Origin of the sequence: Pseudoalteromonas sp. T1lg21 (assembly GCF_002964625.1) — a bacterium.
In the GTDB taxonomy this organism is placed as follows: Bacteria; Pseudomonadota; Gammaproteobacteria; order Enterobacterales; family Alteromonadaceae; genus Pseudoalteromonas; species Pseudoalteromonas gelatinilytica.
On sequence record NZ_PQBX01000001.1, the window covers coordinates 1 to 15,724 of the forward strand.

General features: G+C 43.1%; 11 protein-coding genes and 1 pseudogene. 10 read left to right on the top strand and 2 right to left on the bottom strand.

All coding sequences use genetic code 11. From position 1 onward, the window contains the following. From C2M25_RS00005 to C2M25_RS00020, 4 genes and pseudogenes are all read left to right on the top strand, one after another. A pseudogene (locus C2M25_RS00005) lies at window positions 1-89 on the top strand (elongation factor Tu); the annotation flags it as partial. A gap of 587 nt (window positions 90-676) precedes the next feature. Continuing rightward, window positions 677-2,266, top strand: coding sequence for an alkaline phosphatase (locus C2M25_RS00010; RefSeq protein ID WP_105180086.1), 1,590 nt, complete (start codon window positions 677-679; stop codon window positions 2,264-2,266). A gap of 11 nt (window positions 2,267-2,277) precedes the next feature. Next, entirely contained in the window at window positions 2,278-4,074 is a 1,797-nt protein-coding gene (locus tag C2M25_RS00015; RefSeq protein ID WP_063702875.1) for an alkaline phosphatase, read from the top strand. Window positions 4,075-4,147: 73 nt separating this feature from the next. Beyond that, window positions 4,148-4,864 carry a hypothetical protein gene (locus C2M25_RS00020; protein ID WP_105180087.1) on the top strand — a complete coding sequence of 239 codons (717 nt, stop codon included), beginning with the start codon at window positions 4,148-4,150 and terminating at the stop codon, window positions 4,862-4,864. 65 nt (window positions 4,865-4,929) lie between these two features. Here the strand turns inward: C2M25_RS00020 and C2M25_RS00025 are convergent, their stop codons facing one another. After that, window positions 4,930-6,996, bottom strand: a complete 2,067-nt coding sequence (locus C2M25_RS00025) for a TonB-dependent receptor (protein ID WP_105180233.1) — start codon at window positions 6,994-6,996, stop codon at window positions 4,930-4,932. Window positions 6,997-7,227: 231 nt separating this feature from the next. Here C2M25_RS00025 and C2M25_RS00030 point away from each other — a divergent pair, with 231 nt between their 5' ends. The 5 genes from C2M25_RS00030 to C2M25_RS00050 all read left to right on the top strand — a co-directional run bounded on the left by C2M25_RS00030 (window position 7,228) and on the right by C2M25_RS00050 (window position 13,498). After that, a complete protein-coding gene (locus C2M25_RS00030) occupies window positions 7,228-8,022 on the top strand; it encodes a VOC family protein (RefSeq protein ID WP_105180088.1) in 795 nt (264 codons plus the stop codon). A 113-nt stretch (window positions 8,023-8,135) separates the two neighbouring features. Beyond that, a complete protein-coding gene (locus C2M25_RS00035; protein ID WP_063702868.1) occupies window positions 8,136-8,801 on the top strand; it encodes an SDR family oxidoreductase in 666 nt (221 codons plus the stop codon). 138 nt (window positions 8,802-8,939) lie between these two features. Beyond that, window positions 8,940-9,320: a hypothetical protein gene (locus C2M25_RS00040; protein WP_063702866.1), complete on the top strand. Its 381-nt coding sequence runs from the start codon at window positions 8,940-8,942 to the stop codon at window positions 9,318-9,320. Continuing rightward, window positions 9,317-11,653 carry a fatty acid cis/trans isomerase gene (locus C2M25_RS00045; RefSeq protein ID WP_105180089.1) on the top strand — a complete coding sequence of 779 codons (2,337 nt, stop codon included), beginning with the start codon at window positions 9,317-9,319 and terminating at the stop codon, window positions 11,651-11,653. Before C2M25_RS00040 ends, C2M25_RS00045 begins: the two co-directional genes overlap by 4 nt. A 93-nt stretch (window positions 11,654-11,746) precedes the next feature. Then, the gene (locus tag C2M25_RS00050) at window positions 11,747-13,498 is read left to right on the top strand and encodes a response regulator (RefSeq protein WP_105180090.1); all 1,752 of its coding nucleotides are present in this window, start codon (window positions 11,747-11,749) and stop codon (window positions 13,496-13,498) included. A gap of 13 nt (window positions 13,499-13,511) precedes the next feature. On the opposite strand, the gene C2M25_RS00055 is transcribed toward C2M25_RS00050, so the two are convergent. After that, window positions 13,512-14,135 (bottom strand): hypothetical protein, encoded by a 624-nt coding sequence (locus C2M25_RS00055; protein WP_063702860.1) that lies wholly within the window; start codon window positions 14,133-14,135, stop codon window positions 13,512-13,514. Between the two features lie 129 nt (window positions 14,136-14,264). Between C2M25_RS00055 and modF the strand changes: the two genes are divergently transcribed. Next, a complete protein-coding gene (gene modF, locus C2M25_RS00060) occupies window positions 14,265-15,722 on the top strand; it encodes a molybdate ABC transporter ATP-binding protein ModF (RefSeq protein WP_105174444.1) in 1,458 nt (485 codons plus the stop codon). Window positions 15,723-15,724: the final 2 nt, after the last annotated feature.

Genomic DNA, 15,724 nt, shown 5'->3' on the forward strand with positions numbered 1-15,724 from the left:
CAATCGCGATGGACGAAGGTTTACGCTTCGCTATCCGTGAAGGTGGCCGTACAGTTGGTGCTGGTGTTGTTGCAACTATCGTTGAGTAATCAACTATAGTAATGCATCAAGCATTAAGAAAAACCCGAGCTTAGCCTCGGGTTTTTTTATGGGTGAAGAAAAGCTATCAGCTGTCAGCTATCAGACGTCAGATTAGATCGAGAGGGTTGTTTAGTGTGGTGTCTCGCTCAGCATTCGGCCTGTTCATTCTTCGGGTAGGTTGGTTAGAGCGTAGCGAAACCCAACGTAAACAGAGCTGTCAGCTTTCAGACGTCAGATTAGAACGGTGGGGTTGTTAAGTTCGGTGTCTTACTCAGAAATTAAATACCGTAGGAGGCACTTTAGTGCCGAATTAGAACCATTCTTACAATTAGGCTTGACCTAGAACCTAGAACCTAGAACCTTTACCCTCGCAACTCGCAACTCGTAACTCGTAACTCACCCCTAGCACCTAGCCCTATTATTTCCCCTAAAACTAAATACTTACTTATATCTAAAGTCGTTTTTGTTTCATCATTTCGTCATGAAAAGTCACTTTTTTAGTAACAATGCGTTCTTAGTATTACTGCGCTAATTATCCAAGTGCAGTTTAGTTAGCACTCAAATTCTTAAAATAACGTACTAACGGAACGTAACGATGAAAATTAATAAAATTGCTACTGCAATTGGTTTAACGTTGGCATTGTCAGCGACGGCCAATGCAGGTGTGTTACCAGACAGTCAAAAACAAAATGATTGGTATAGTGCCGCTGAAGCTACATTAACAAAAAAAGAAGCGGCAGCTCAGGCTGAGCAAACGTTTAAAGCTAAAAATGTCATTCTATTTGTTGGCGATGGTATGGGTATTTCAACGCTCACTGCGTCACGTATCATGGCAGGTCAAATGGAAGGTAAGTCGGGCGAAGAAGGCTTACTAAGCTTTGAAGAATTCCCTTACTCTGCGCAAATAAAAACCTACAACGTTGATGCGCAAACACCTGACTCTGCAGGCACAATGACAGCAATTATTTCAGGCGTTAAAACCGATGTAGGTGTTATTGGTGTTAACGAAAACATCGAGCGTGGCAAGTGTGCAACCGTTGCTGGTAACGAGTTAATTACCGCTACAGAACTAGCAGAAATCAAAGGTCTAGCAACAGGTATTGTCTCAACAGCGCGTATTACTCACGCAACGCCAGCTGCGACCTATGCAAAATCAGCTGACCGTAACTGGGAAGACGTATCAGACATGCCAGCTGATGCTGTTGAAGCGGGTTGTGAAGACATTGCCTCACAACTTGTTAATTTTGAAAAGAATCTAGAAGCACGCTTCGTAGGCACTGACGTTGATGGTCTTGAAGTTGTGATGGGCGGTGGTCGTCGTCACTTCTTACCAAAAGACGCAACGTTCAACTCCGCTGATGCAGTCAGCGAAGTTGAAGGTGACCGTACGGATGAGCGTGACCTAACTGCTGAATGGCAAGAAATGTACCCTGATGGTAAGTACGTTATGGATCAAGCGGGTTTCGATACGCTTAATGCCGATACCAAACGCGTATTTGCACTGTTTAATGAATCACATATGCAATACGAAGCTGACCGCGCTAACGATGTAGCGGGTGAGCCGTCACTGTCTGAAATGACAGGTAAAGCAATTGATATCTTAAAGAGCAACGAAAAAGGCTTTTTCTTAACCGTTGAATCAGGCCGTATCGACCATGGTCACCATGCGGGTAATGCTTATAACGCGTTAAACGATACCGTTGAATTTGCCAAAGCAGTGCAAACAGCAGTAGAGAATACCAATCCAGAAGAAACACTTATTCTTGTTACTGCTGACCACAGCCACGTATTTACTATCGCGGGTTATCCGAAACGCGGTAATCCAATCTTAGGTCAAGTGGTTGCCATTGGTAGCGAAGAGCCAAGCCTTGCGGCAGATGGTATGCCTTACACCACCGTTGGCTATGCAAATGGCTTAGGTTTCCGTGATTTAGGCGATGAAACAGATGCAGAGGTGTCTTATAACGATGCTGCTGTTGCAGGTCGTGTTGATTTAACCGGTGTTGATACGACTGCACCTGGCTATCACCAAGAAACGACTGTGCCATTAAGTTCTGAGACTCATGCGGGCGAAGATATTTCGCTTCATGCAAAAGGTCCAGGTGCGCAACTAGCACAAGGCGTTGTGGAGCAAAACGTAATTTTCCACATCATTAACCAAGCTCTAGAACTAATTGAAGAATAATGGCGACGACGATGAAAAAACTAAATTTAATTTCTCTTGCTGTAGTAGTGGCATTAGCGGGTTGTTCGGATGACGATGACAACTCTCCAAAAACATTAACCGTTGAAAACACGTTAGCTGTAGGTTCTGAGCAGTGCGTAAATGGTGGTACAGAAACGCTAACAGGTGCAGATAGCAATGATAACGGTGAGCTAGACTCAGCAGAAGTAACGGACACAACCGTTGCATGTAATGCACCAGCAACGTCGTTAACAGCATCGCAATTAGCGCCGTTGACTGATAATGCGTGGTTCAAATCAGCACAAGTTAAAGTCGCAACTAGCGAAGAAAACATTGCGGCTGTTGTAAAAGAGTCAGGTAAAGCGAAAAATGTGATTTTGTTTGTTGGTGATGGCATGGGCATTTCGACCGTCACAGCAGCACGTATCATGGCCGGCCAGCTAGAAGGTAAGCTGGGTGAAGAGCACCAACTTAGCTTTGAAACACTCCCATTCTCAGGGTTTGCTAAAACCTATAACGTTGATGCACAAACACCTGATTCAGCGGGTACGATGACGGCAATGGCATCGGGCGTAAAAACGGATGCTGGCGTTATTGGTGTTGATGAAGATATCGAACGTGGTAACTGTGCAACGGTTGCAGGTAATGAACTAGTCACAGCGACTGAGCTTGCTGAGATTGCTGGTAAGTCGACAGGTATTATTTCGACAGCTCGAATCACACACGCAACGCCAGCAGCAACCTATGCCAAATCGGCTGACCGTAACTGGGAGGATGTATCTGATATGCCAGAGGCAGCAGTTACCGCTGGTTGTGAAGATATTGCATCGCAATTAGTTAACTTTGAAGCAAACCTTGAAGCTCGCTACGAAGGCCTTGATGTTGATGGTTTAGAAGTTGTGATGGGCGGCGGTCGTCGTCATTTCTTACCAAAAGATGCGGCTTATAATTCAGCTGATGCGATGAGCGCTGTAGAAGGTGACCGTACGGATGGTCGCGACCTAACAGCTGAGTGGAAAGCCAAATACCCTGCGGGTCAGTATGTAATGGACCAAGCTGGTTTTGATGCAATCAATGCAGATACGACTGAGCGTGTTTTTGGTTTATTCAATGAATCACACATGCAATACGAAGCAGACCGTGCAAATGATGTAGCGGGTGAGCCATCACTGTCTGAAATGACTGCAAAAGCAATTGATGTACTAGATAACAACGCCAATGGTTTCTTCTTAACAGTTGAAGCAGGTCGTATTGACCACGGTCATCACGCTGGTAATGCTTACAATGCTCTAAGCGATACAGTTGAGCTATCAAAAGCAGTACAAGTTGCCCTTGATAAAACCAGCATTGAAGACACGTTAATCATCGTTACAGCTGACCACAGCCACGTATTTACCATTGCAGGCTACCCAAAACGTGGTAACCCAATCTTAGGTAAAGTGGTACCTGTGGGTAGCGATGAACCATCTCTTGCCGCAGATAACATGCCATACACAACGGTTGGTTATACTAATGGTGGCGGTTTCCGCGATTTAGGTGATGAGACTGATGCAGAAGAAGGTTACAACTATGCGCCAGTAACAGGTCGTGTTGACTTAACCGATGTTGATACCACGGCACCTGGTTTCCACCAAGAAGCGCTCGTGCCATTAGGCTCTGAAACACACGCAGCAGAAGATGTGGGTGTGTATGCAGTAGGCCCAGGTGCACATTTAGTTACAGGCACTAATGAGCAAAGCCTTATATTCCATGTTATGGATTATGCCGCTGACCTTGTTAAACAAGCCGATGCTAAATTAGCACAATAATGAGTGTTTGGGAGGCTCTGAGCCTCCCTTACTCAATCAGTTATAAAGAAAACCAAGATAAAAAGAGAATCCCGTGAAAGCAGCCATCTTACTTGCCTCATTACTTAGCCCACTTGCTGTTGCAGGGCAATGCGATATGAATACCGGTTTTACGCAAGCAGACTATAAAGTCACCACAGACATAGTCGCTAATAAGCAGCATTCTGAAGACACCTTCACTCTATGGCGCACGCCTCATCAGGTGGCTAAGCAAAATCCACAGTTTATTGAGCTATGGCAGCAATTACGTAATCAACAAATTCGGCCAATTCGTTATTTCCAGCAAGCGCAGCGTGGCATTGAATATCAACCATCGGAAGTGCAAGGTGAGCAAGATTGGAGTAGCAAATATCAGTTAGTAAGCGATAAATTTTTAGCGTCAATGACGCACCAAAAAAGCACGGGTGAAGGCTGTGAACTAACAGAATATTACACACAGCAGCAAGGTGAAAGCAAAGTCGAGCTAAGCTGGCTTGCCAATCAAAAGTTACTTAAAGCAATTCGTATTTCAACACCCACTTATAGCCGTGAAATTGCTTTAACAACCAGCCATCACAACCAGCAAATGGTGCAGGCAGAGTTTGCGAAATGGGATAACTACCAAACAACCGATTACGCAGATATCGGTGATAATGAAAGCGATCCATTTTTAGCTAAAATGATCAACTTAGGGTTTGTTGAGCATGGCGCGAGCGGTTTCTATGATGCGCAAGGTAATCAGCTCAAAGGTGAGCATGGACATCATCACTAATTAGTACCAACCACAAAAAAAGGCACCAAGGTGCCTTTTTTATTGTTTAATTACTTAGCTTAAACCTAAAATGCATAGTTCCAAGTTAGGTTTACGGTACGACCCGTACCCGCAAAATAGCGTGTTGCTGCTGGGCGTGTTTGACCGTAGTAAGTGATGTAATACTTATCTAGCAGGTTATCGATACCTAGGCTAAATGCACCGTACTCAACACTTTGATATTGTACCGATAAATCAACGGTTGTGTAGCCGTCAAACTCTTCCCCAGTATTAAAGTCGCGGTCAAATACTTTGTTAGCTTGTACGCGGCTAGATAGATTCGCTGGCCACTGTTGCTGCCAGTAAAGGTTTAAACGTGTAGGTGAAATATTGCTGCCGCCTAAATCGCTTTCTACTTTATTGTCGCCATCACCATCATATTGGCCTTCTGTATCAGCGTAACTTGCACCAAATGTTGTGCTGTTAGTTAGGTAATATTGTGCATTTGCTTCAAAACCTGAGATCTCAGTACGCTCACGTTGCACGCTGTAAATACCATCAGCATCAGCTTGTAAACGTGAACCTAAGTCTGAGTCAGATTCAAAGTAGCTAGCTTTAATATTGAAGCTATCGTTGGCATATTCAAAACCCAATTCGCGGTTATCAGAAATAACCGGCTCTAGGTTTAAGAAACTCTCAACCGATAAACCTGCTTGATTAATGCCACGCAGCACGCGACCAACATCAGCCATGCTAAAGCCTTCGCTGTAGCTTGCATATAGACGAAGTTCATCAGTTACTTGATAGACAACACCTAAGTTCTCTAATAATTCATTAAAGCTTGGCTCACCGCCTTCTACAAAGCTACTGTTGTATGAGGCTAGGGTGGTAAAATCATCCACTTTTAATTTGCCGTACTCGTAACGTACGCCTGCATTGAAGGTCCAATCCTCTAAGCCGTCATAACGTAGTTGAGCGAATGGCGCGATGTTATTAAACTTGGTTTTTGGTACCCAATGGCGACCTGTTTGCGCAAGCTCTTGGTATGTTTCATCAGAAAGTAAATCAATACCTGTCGCAATATCAAACTGGCTGTTTAACAGGTTATCTTTATTGTAAGTAACGCGGCTACCAAACTTTTGTGATTTATTTTGAGACTGATCGAAAATACTCTCGCCATAGGCTGGATCTTGGAACGTAGCAAATGTGCCACCACCATACATAGCTGCAAAATCTTGCGTAAACAATTGAATAGCAAGGTTACCGCCAGCCACATTGCTGTGGTTATAATCTAGGGTAAAGGTTGTTACACGGTTACGCGGCGTGTCGCCTTCTACACCGCCTTTTTCAGCAGAGGTTGCAAGGCCTGTTGCTGGATCGCCATTTACAGCTACAAAGTCACCATTACCTTCAATTTTGTAGTGGTTCAGCATTGCTTGAATGCTTTGCTCGTTATCAAGCTGATATTTAACTTTTAAAAATAAGTCTAGGCTGGTTGAATCTTGCGTGTCACCTTGTGTGCCATCTAAACCAACAAAGTCACCGTTACCATCGCGATACATACCCGTACTACGAGCCGATACACCACCAATAAAGCTAATATCATCTAGTTGTTGGCTGAATAAGTAGCTGGCTTTATAGCTTTGGCTGTCGCTGCCACCGTCTGTTGGAGTGCTAAACCCCGCGCTCATTTGGTGATTAAAATCGCCAGCTGATTTTGTGATGATATTAATAATACCGCCACTTGCGCCCATACCTTGAATTGCATTTGCGCCACTGATCACTTCGATGCGTTCGATCATTGCAGGGTCAATCGTATTCCCATCACGAGAACCGTTACGAAGCGGGTTTGACTGAGGAACACCATCAATCATGTATAGCGGCTCACGGCCACGGAGTGTTTCACCGGCACTGGTCATTTTTTGACGACTTGGTGAAAAGCTCGGTAATAAATTACCTAAAATTTGCGATAGATCTTGAGTATGAGCAAGTTGCTCAGCAATGTCTTCACTAGTAATAACACTGATAGTTGCAGGTACAGTACTAACAGGTGCCGTACTACGAGTTGTAGAAACGGTAATACGTTCAATATCTTGGGCCTGGTTTGCAAACGCAGCGATAGGAGTAAGTAAAAAAGGAAGCGCAAATTTCATTGTCATAGTTAAATCGCTATACAATTGTTATTAAAAATTGTTCGCATTTATACATACATTTGTTGTGACAATCAATATAGTGCCATAACTGCAATTCTCTGTTTTAGCAGGGTTTAAACCTAAGTTATTGATTATGATTATTTAATTTTTCTAAACGTGAATTAAATAAATTTTAAAAATAATTGGCAAAAAAGCAGCTTGTTGATTACCGTTAATGAAGGAGGAACAGCCATGACAAAAATAAATACAAAACACCCTGCAGGTACTTTCTGCTGGGCCGAGTTATGCGCGAAAGACTGGCAAGCTGCGAAGCAATTTTATACGCAACTTTTTGACTGGGGTTTTGACGACCAGCCAATAGGTGAAGATATGTATTACACCATGCTGCAAAAGCAAGGTGATGATATTGCCGCTATGTATCAACTGCCAGCAAGTATGAGCGAGATGCCAACCCATTGGTTATTATATATTGCTGTTGATGATGTTGACCAAAGCACTGAGCAGGCAAAGTCATTGGGGGCAACGGTTTTGGCAGGGCCACATGATGTCATGACAGCGGGTCGTATGGTGATGCTGCAAGAACCTGGCGGTGCAACATTTGCCTTGTGGCAAGCGGGTGAGCATATCGGGGCTAAACGAGTGCAAGAGCTCAACCTGCCTTACTGGTTTGAGCTTGTGTCGAAAGACATGCAAAAAAGTCGCGACTTTTATTGTCAGTTGTTCGGATGGCAGTTTGAGGTGAAACCCATGGAGGGCATGGACTACACCTTATTTACCATCGATGAGCAACCGATTGCAGGCATGCTTGAAATGACCAATGAATGGCCAGATGACATTCCATCTCATTGGATGCCGTATTTTGCGGTAGCAGATTGCGATCAGGCTGTCGCTAAAGCAACGCAGCTTAATGGGGCTATTTGTGTGCCAGCAACAGACATTCCAGATGTTGGGCGCTTTAGTGTGATTACCGATCCACAAGGGGCCGTATTTTCTATACTTAAATCAACCATTGATGAATTAACTTAAGCCCTTGGTTTTTGTCAATCTGTCCCAAAGTATATAGCTAAGCCTCTTCAAGATGCAGAAACTCGCACCTTGAAGTGGTTTGGGTATAGAAAAGCCTACTAAGGAGCAGATTGATGACTAAGCATGTGGTGGTTACGGGGGCCAATAAAGGTATTGGCCTAAATTTTTGTAAACAGTATTTAGCCCAAGGTTACCGTGTTACTGCAGTGGTTCGCACCCCAAGCGAAGAGCTAAAAGCACTCGACGTAAAAATTATTAGCGATATTGATGTGGCTGATGCCGATGATGTTGCAACCCTTGCCAATTACTTGCACGGCGACAAAATTGATATTTTGGTTAACAACGCCGGTATTTTTCATAACGAAACATTAGCTGACATGGACTTTGCTGCCATCGAAAAACAAATTAGCGTGAATAGTATCGCGCCTATTCGTATTACTCATGCATTACAGCAAAGCTTAGGTATTGATGCCAAAGTAGCGATGATCACATCACGTATGGGCTCAATTGCAGATAATAGCTCGGGTGGTTACATTGGTTATCGTATGTCAAAAGCGGCACTTAATGCTGCCAGTGTTAGTTTAGCCCATGAGCTAAAAGATAAAAAAATTGCCGTAGGGTTATTTCATCCGGGCTTTGTACAAACGCAAATGGTTAATTTTGCCGGCGATATCAGCCCTGAAACTGCCGCAGAGCGGCTCATCAAGCGGATTGACGAATTAAACCTTAGCAACACAGGTGGGTTTTGGCATTCAAACGGCGAAACGCTACCTTGGTAATGCATTTTTCACTGTTTTTATAATTCGGTTAGTTAGCAGCTAAAAAGCTGCTAACGGCTGATAAGTTTCGCTAATTATTGAACTTATAGTTTGCTATACTCGTACAATTAAAAGTCATTTTGATGTAGAGAGCAGCACATGGAATTAGAGCAAAATAGCGATTTAACCCTTCCTCTTTTTTATTTCGATGAAAACCTTCATAGCCGTGACATCGAGTCCCCAGATGTATTAATACATATAACCTTAAGCGAAGACTTACTCGCACAGCTTTGTCAAAATCCAGCTGTTGATAGCAGTGTTGCAATCGCCGTTAATGAATATCGTCTTGAAGCGTTAAATGATGACTACCAAGTATTGATTGGCCGTGAGCACGATGCGCAACTGACACTCGTTCGTGGACCACTGTTGAGTGCGATGCTTAGCTGCGACAACGACCAAACCTTTGTGTCGCCGCAAGTCGATATGATGCCAACCTTCGATTTAGGTGATGACGTTGAAGATATCGAGGAGGAAGGATGAGAAAACTCCTCACCACCGTATTTGGTCTTATTCTATTAAGTGGCTGTGCATATTTAGGTGCCGCTCATTACGATGAACTGTTTGGTAAAGAACAACCACAACAGCGCGTGGTTGCAGCATCAACACTTGAAGGTGCTGAGTTTTTAAGTGATGTAAAGCCCGTAATTGATAGTCGCTGTGTGGTTTGTCATGGCTGCTATGATGCACCGTGTCAGCTTAAGTTATCTTCTGTGGAAGGTATCGACCGCGGCTTAAGTAAAGAGCGTGTTTATGACGGCACACGTTTACTAGCGCAAGAGCCAAGCCGCTTGCTGTTTGATGCGACAAGTACCGCCCAGTGGCGTGGAAAAGGCTTTACCCCAGTACTTAATGAGCGAGCTCAAACCGAAGAAGCGAACCTTGCCGGTAGTGTGCTTTATAATGCCTTAGTACTTAAGCAAAGCAGCCCACTGCCTAAACAAGCAATTTTAGGCGATGAGTTTGATTTTTCACTCGACCGTGAGCAAACATGTACCACAATGAATGAGTTTGACTCATTTGCTAAAGATAGCCCGCATAGTGGTATGCCTTATGGTTTACCGGGTATCTCGAGTGAAGAGTTTCAGCACCTTGCTAAGTGGCTCCGAAAAGGCGGTTATTTAGCTCATATCGAGCCTCCTGAAAAAGGAGTACTCAAACAGGTCGAACGGTGGGAAGCATTTTTAAATCAAGATGGTTTAAAGCATCAACTGGCTGCTCGCTATATTTATGAGCACTGGTATTTAGCGCATATTTACTTCCCTGAGCATGGCGATAAACACAGCTACTTTAAGCTGGTTCGCTCTTCAACGCCACCGGGTGAAGAGATCAAACACATTAGCACCCGTCGCCCCTATGAAGACCCTAAGGTTGAGCGTGTTTACTATCGTTTAATGCATGATCGTTCGACTATTTTAGCGAAAACACATTTACCTTTAGCATTAAATGACGAAAAGCTTGCACGCTTACATTCGCAATTTATTGAAGCTGATTATCAAGTAGATAAACTGCCAAGCTATAAGCCAGAAGTGGCGTCAAACCCATTTAAAGCCTTTGCGGCAATACCAGTAAACTCACGTTATCAATTTATGCTTGATGAAGCTGAGCTTATTATTATGGGCTTTATTAAAGGGCCGGTTTGTCGTGGTCAAATCGCGTTAAATGTAATTAACGACCAGTTCTGGGTGGGTTTTGCGAAGCCTGAAATGGCGGCGACACCTAAAGTCGGTGAAATGTTGTTACAACATGAAGATGCATTAGCATTACCGGCTGAAGAAGAAAGTAATGCTTTGCCGATTTCTAGCTGGGTGAAGTATTCAAAACGCCAAAACAAATATTTGTCTGCCAAAGTTGCACTGGCAAATAAGATGTTTGCTAACGGTCAGCACCTTACAACCGATTTACTTTGGCAAGGAGATGGTCATAACCAAAATGCAGCGCTGACGGTATTTCGCCATTTCGATAGCGCAACGGTTGTAAAGGGTTGGATAGGCCAGCAACCAAAGACCGCTTGGATTCTCGACTATGCGTTATTTGAACGTATTCATTACTTGCTGGTGGCGGGTTTTGATGTGTATGGCAACATTGGTCATCAGTTATTAACTCGTTTGTACATGGACTTTTTACGCTTAGAAGGTGAAGCAAACTACCTTGCATTATTACCAGAAGCTAAGCGCAAAGAAATTAAAGCCCAGTGGTATCGTAAATCGCCACCTAGCTTAACGAGCTTCTTTGAGGATGAATTGTCATTTAGTCAACCTACGGGCATTGAATACAAAACAATGGATCCGCAGTCTGAGTTGTTCAATATGCTAAAAGAGAAACTGAAGCCAATATTGAGCCCCCGTTACGACTATACGAAAGTGCCTGAGCCGCTTGCGCGAATTAACGATCTTCCAGTTAAAGCTGTGAACTTGCTACCGCAAATTTCGTTTGTGTTAGTCAAAGATGGCGCTGATAAGCACAAGGCCTATACCCTGATCCACCATAATGCTCATTACAATATTTCGAGCTTATTGAATGAAGAAGGGCAGCGCGCTTATGACGAAGATACAGTGACGATTGTGCCTGGGTTTATAGGTGATTACCCAGAAGCCATTTGGTACTTGCACAATGATCAGCAGGTTGCAGCTTTTGCAGCTGGGCTGGCTAAAGCAACAGATGAAGCAGCTTACAGAGATCTGAAAAGTGAGTTTGCTATTCGCCGAACACATCCACAGTTTTGGCAATACAGCGATATTTTACACCGTGTAGCGAAAGAGTATCGCGGCGTCGAGTTTGGTTTATTTGACTATAACCGACTCGAAAATAGATAAATTTCTGTTAACTATCATGTTTAAAGCCCACTTCAAGTGGGCTTTCTTGTATTCTATGAACTACAATTATTTTTAAAAAATAATGAGTAAAGCATGTTGCAGCTAGTCACAGATATCCGAAAACGATATCGCTGGGGGTTATTGGCGATTGCCATATTGATCTCTGTATCAGCCATCTTGATACAGAGCCTTTTGTATATCCAAAAGGGTGATGCCAAGGTCATCAATATTGCCGGTAAGCAACGCATGCTGTCACAAAAAATTGCCTTGTATGGCAATGCACTCATTTATCATGAATCCGATCATTTTCAACAGCAACACCGAAGGCTATTGCAACAAGCGGTTGAGCAATTTATTGCAGGGCATCAATTTTTAATTCAACAAGATGAGCAAGGTCACTATATTCATTTAAATGAGGCGCTTGAGGCCCATTATTTCTCGCCGCCGACTGCGTTAGATGAACATGTGAAGCGCTATGTGAGTAAAGCGCAGCAGCTATTAAACAATACCGATGATTTTGCCTATGTAGACCGCTCAACATTTGTTAGCAATCAGCTTGAAGCACTACTCACAAAGCTAGACCAAGCGGTTAAGTTACTTGAGCAAAAATCAGTTCAAAAAGTCACATTTTTGGCGGTGCTAGAGTTATTGTTTTGGTTGCTCGCCATGACGTTATTAGCAATTGAGCTATTTTTCATTTTTAAACCCATGGAGAAACTGGTCACTAAAAATATTGCTAAATACAAAGAACAAAAAGAGTTTGCTGAGCGTGTTAATAAAAATAAAGAGCGCTTTATTGCCCGTACCAGTCATGAGTTTAGAACACCATTGCAAGGGCTAACCGCATCAATCGAAGCGCTTGATATAAACGACAGCCAACAACTGACTAAACAGCAGGCACTTTATTGCGTGAATAGGCTGGTGGCCATGCTAGACGAATTAATGGATTTACAGCAGCTAACCTCGGGAGAATGGCAGTTAAGTTTTACTAGCAGCAATTTGTTATCAACATTAAAGCAAGCTATCTCACCCTATGAATATGCCTGTAACGATAAAGGTATTACCTTGAGCTTGAACTTAGCTGAGTCACTCAATAAAGAGGTGAGTACTGACCATGCAAGGTTGACGCAAATTGTTGCTGAAATCATTAACAATGCCGTTAAATTTACTCCAAGCCAAGGCCGTATTGCCGTAACTGCTGCGTGCCAAGGTGAGCAGCACTTTGTAATGGAAATACAAGATAACGGGAAAGGCTTTGAAAAGCCGCCAACAGATTTACTTAGCTACGAAAATGACTCAGAGCAACACTTTCAAGGCTTAAAAACGGGGCTGCTTAGGGTTATGCACATTGTTAAAGCATTAAAAGGAGAAATCCAATTTCTTAATGCTGAGCCACAAGGTGTGAAAGTGTTAATTAATTTAGAACTAGAAAGCACGCCTAAATCAGCAATGCCAGCACCGCTGCCGCAAGCATTACATTGTTTAATTGTTGAAGATAACCCGCTAAACGCCACTATTTTAGGGCGCATGGTTAGCCATTTAAATTACAGCTTTGATGTGGCTGAAAACGGCTTAATCGCCACAGATAAAGCGTCAGAAAAGCACTACGATTTAATTTTTATGGATTTGAATATGCCCGTTATGGATGGTTTTAAAGCGATTGATATTATTCGTAATGAGCAGGGGCAACAGGTGCCAATTTTGGTGGTGACAGCCAATACATCGAATGATGATTTACAACGAGTATACGAACTTGGAGCAAACTTGCACGTTTACAAACCGATCACGCTGGATTCAGTGCAAAAAGCTCTCAGCATTTTATTTACTGAGAGCTCACAGGGATAACCAAAGCATTCAATTAGTTCGTTACTTTAATGTCGCCAACACCTACTTCTACTTCAATATTGTATTGACCATTACCGCGGTAGCTTGAATGCGAGCTAACTACTTTACGGCTGGTATTACCGTCATTTTTTAAGCCGCGAATTTTAGTGTCGCCCACACCGGTATCAAGCTCGATACGTTTGTAGTCATCAAGCGCACTATCAATTCTTACCGCGCCCACACCTAACTCAATATCTACCGAATTACTAGCGTCGTTAATTTCAATATCGCCAACACCTAACTCAACATCAATTGCCATCGATTTAGGCATTTTTACATGCCAGTTTTGTTGAATATCATCGTTATCTAGTTTTAAGCTAAGAGAGCTGGCACTTTGCGAGTGGCTTAATTCGATATCTGATAAGTCAACATCAGAGCTGAACCAGCTATTGTCATTTTTTGGTTCAATGCGAACTGTAACCACGACTTCGCTGCCGTCATAGCTTTCGACTTCTAAGCTGCCCACCGGAAAATCTATATCAAGTTGGCTTGCACCATTCACTGCAAAGTTATGATTTAGCTCACGTGAGTCTTTTGCCATTGCGTATGTTGTTGTAAGTGCTAAGCCTAATGCCGCTACACAAAGTAATTTTTTCATTGTCTGATTCCTGTTAATGACCTTTTATACCTTAGTCGCAGCTGTGTTTAAAAAAGGTTTAAACGATTTTTAATTTTTTCTTGAATGCGGTAACGTCAAGCTAACGGTAACTTAGAATGAGGATTCAAGGTGCAACAAGTGCAGTTGGTTAATGTTAGAGCCAGCCTAAAAGGGCAGGGTAATGATGTTTATTATTTAGATGATCTTAATATCAATGTATCGCCATTGCAGCAATGGGTTTTACTTGGTGCGAATGGGGCGGGTAAGTCAGCCGTTGCTGCTGCCATTGCCGGTTTTGCGAAAATAGAGCAAGGCCAGTATGAGAATAGCTTTGAGCGTATAGCATTGGTTTCGCCAGACAGTCAAAAGCAGCTCCTTGCGGCTGAGCTAACAAAAGATCAAGATGACATTATTGATGGCGTTACGCCTTCAAGTACGGTATATGAGCTGATTATTGCGGGCCGAGACGAGCAACAGCTTGATAGTGATTTGCTACAGCAACTAATAAGTCTATTTGATTTTAGTGACAAACTTAGCAAGGCATTTCGCGATTTATCGACCGGTGAAACCCGCAAATTGATGCTGATTAAAGCCATAATAGGTCGGCCAGATTTACTTGTGCTTGATGAGCCTTTTGATGGCTTAGATGTCAAGGCAACGGCTGGGTTGAATCAGTTACTCGCTGAGCTTAGTAAAACGACGACCCTTATTTTTGTGCTTAATCGCTTAACTGAGATCCCTGACTTTGTTGATCACTACGCCTACGTTAAAGAGGGTCATGTCACAGAGCAATTAGCAAAGCCTACAGCCGAGCAGCGCGATGATTTACTCAAGCTATTGCATCTCACGCATACTCAGTTACAAATACCTGAGGCAGATATTGACCATCAAGCGCCTCCGCTCACTGATTCTATGCTGGTCAGATTAAACAACGCATCGGTAAGTTATGGCGGCGAGGCTATTTTTGAAAAACTCAACTGGCAAATTAACCAAGGCGAACATTGGCAGTTAACAGGTAAAAATGGCTCAGGTAAAACTTGTTTGCTGAACCTTATCACGGGTGATAACCCGCAGTGTTACAACAACGATATCAAGGTGTTTGGCTATCAGCGCGGAAGCGGTGAGAGTATTTGGCAAATTAAACAGCACATTGGTTATATCTCCAACGCGCTGCATATGGATTATCGAGTGAGTATCACCGCACTCAATACGGTTGTTTCGGGCTTTTATGACAGCATTGGTCTTTACCAAAAAGCCACTGATAAGCAACTTACCATAGCCAAACAATGGTTAGCGTTATTAGGGTTAAGTGACAAACAAAGCAGCTCATTTAGCCAGTTATCTTTTGGTGATCAGCGTTTATTATTGATTGCTCGGGCTATGGTTAAACACCCTAACTTATTGATTCTTGATGAGCCTTGCTTAGGTCTTGATGAAGCGAATAGACAGCGTGTGTTATTGTTGATAGAAAAAATCTGCGCTGCAGGTACCAGCACCGTGGTGTATGTTAATCACCATGCGAGTGACAAAATAGCCGGTATCGACAACTATTTAGAGATGGCTGATTTCACAAAAAAAGCGCCTTAAGG